This is a genomic window from Streptomyces sp. SBT349 (genome assembly GCF_001083795.1).
Taxonomy (GTDB): domain Bacteria; phylum Actinomycetota; class Actinomycetes; order Streptomycetales; family Streptomycetaceae; genus Streptomyces.
On record NZ_LAVK01000614.1, the window covers coordinates 1 to 1,893 of the forward strand.

Annotated in this window: 2 protein-coding genes and 1 rRNA gene; 1 reads left to right on the plus strand and 2 read right to left on the minus strand. The window is 68.9% G+C overall.

Annotation, left to right across the window (positions count from 1 at the left end):
• Together ADY01_RS35195 and ADY01_RS35200 are read right to left on the minus strand one after the other, a co-directional pair.
• A 16S ribosomal RNA gene (locus ADY01_RS35195) occupies positions 1–98 on the minus strand; the annotation flags it as partial.
• A 357-nt stretch (positions 99–455) separates the two neighbouring features.
• Positions 456–1,124, minus strand: coding sequence for a DNA-3-methyladenine glycosylase (locus ADY01_RS35200; RefSeq protein WP_049580917.1), 669 nt, complete (start codon positions 1,122–1,124; stop codon positions 456–458).
• Between the two features lie 117 nt (positions 1,125–1,241).
• On the opposite strand from ADY01_RS35200, the gene ADY01_RS35205 reads away from it, so the two are divergent.
• A complete protein-coding gene (locus tag ADY01_RS35205; RefSeq protein ID WP_049580918.1) occupies positions 1,242–1,781 on the plus strand; it encodes a YbhB/YbcL family Raf kinase inhibitor-like protein in 540 nt (179 codons plus the stop codon).
• Positions 1,782–1,893: the final 112 nt, after the last annotated feature.

A 1,893-nucleotide genomic window follows, 5' to 3' on the forward strand; every position in this document is an offset into this window, starting at 1 on the left:
GCCACTCATCACCGGCCGAAACCGGATCAGCGTTCGACTTGCATGTGTTAAGCACGCCGCCAGCGTTCGTCCTGAGCCAGGATCAAACTCTCCGTGAATGCTCAAAGCAATCCACCGAGAACAGATTCTCGCTGAACATTTCAAACCATATCTACGTCATAATCAACGCAGTAAATCTGGCATTGACTTTTGGCACGCTGTTGAGTTCTCAAGGAACGGACACTTCCATCGAGCCCCTTCCAGGACCCTCCGGGCGTTTCCCTTCGCTGTGTCCACCATATTAGCGGACTTCTCGGCGGGCTCTGCACCACTCTCTCCGGATCATTTTTCGGCGTACCGAGAAAAGCCCCGGGAGGGCAGAGTCACTGCTAAGTTGAAGTCCGCCCGCAGAGACGCTCCCACGAGTTCTTGCGAGCCCTGTGGGGCGGTGTCCGCTTCAGGCGACTCGACCTACGTTACGACCTCGTCCGCGGCGCGTCAAGTCTCGCCCTCGGACGCCGGGGCTGGTGCGCCCGGTAGGGGCTGACCGTCGGGTCGCCCTCGATCCAGAAACGCCAGGGGTGGACCGCGCCTTCGCCTCCCACGCCCGTGCGCGGGCCCGCGCCGACCAGTCGGCGGGGCACGGGGGTTCCGGGCAGGATGCTCAGGGGCGCGTCCGGGGAGGGATCGCAGACGTCGGTGCCGTCCAGTGCCCTGGCCACGTCCAGCGCGGTGGCCAATCGGGCGGGGCCGCGGGCGAGTTCGGCGTCGTTCTTCGCCTTGGGGCGGCGGGCGCGGGCGAGCTCGGTCCCGGTGACGATCTCGCCCGCGCGCAGCAGCACTCCGCTCGCGTGGTCCTCCGGGCCGCAGACCAGGTTGAGGCAGTGCCACATGCCATAGGTGAAGTAGACGTAGGCGTGCCCCGGGGGGCCGTACATCGTGGCGTTCCTGGCGGTGCGGCCACGGTAGGCGTGGGAGCCGGGGTCGGCCTCGCCGGCGTACGCCTCGACCTCCGTGATCCGCAGCGTGATCTCCCCCTCGGGCAGGCGCCGGGTGAGGGTGCGGCCGAGGAGGTCGGGGGCGAGGTCGAGCACCGGGCGGTCGAAGAACCCGCGCGGCAGGGTGTCCAGGGTCTCTCTCCTCACGTCCGCACTTCCTCACTCGTCACGGGCTCAGGGGCTCACGGGCTCAGGGGCCGGGGTCCCGTCCTCCGGCTGGCTAGGCTAACGCCGCCAGCGATCATCTCGTCCAGGAGGTTCTTCATGTCCGAGCTGCGGAGGCGTCCCCTCCCCCACGATTTCCATCCGCCGGTCGCCTCGTTCACGGTCGTGAGCGACGACGTGGAGGACGGGGGGCGGCTGAAGGACGACCAGGTCTTCTCCGCGGGCAACACCTCGCCGCACCTGCGGTGGGCCGAAGCGCCGGAGGGGACGCGGAGCTTCGCCGTCACCTGTTACGACCCGGACGCGCCGACGGGCAGCGGGTTCTGGCACTGGGTGCTCTTCAACATCCCGGCGACCGTGACCGAGCTGCCCGCGGGGGCGGGGAGCGGTGAGAAGGAGGGGCTGCCCGCGGGCGCGGTGCACGCGCGGAACGACTACGGCACGCGGGACTTCGGCGGCGCGGCGCCGCCAGCCGGGGACGGGCCGCACCGCTACGTGTTCACCGTGTACGCCGTGGACGCGGAGGAGCTGGGCCCGGACGAGAACGCGACGCCGGCACAGGTCGGCTTTATGCTGCGTTTCCACGCGATCGGCCGGGCACAATTGATCGGGGAGTACGAAAACCCGGCCGAGGGCTGATACCCCGGGCTCCCGTTACCCGGTGTTCTCGTTCCCTCCCCCGGAAATTCCATTGTCCGCCCGCCTGGCCGGGGGCACAGTGGAGCCAGCCCGCCGCGGGGCGGGGGAGGGA

Bases quoted from the DNA above. Each gene is read 5' to 3' on its own strand.
- ADY01_RS35205 (WP_049580918.1), top strand. From the start codon at position 1,242: ATGTCCGAGCTGCGGAGGCGTCCCCTCCCCCACGATTTCCATCCGCCG.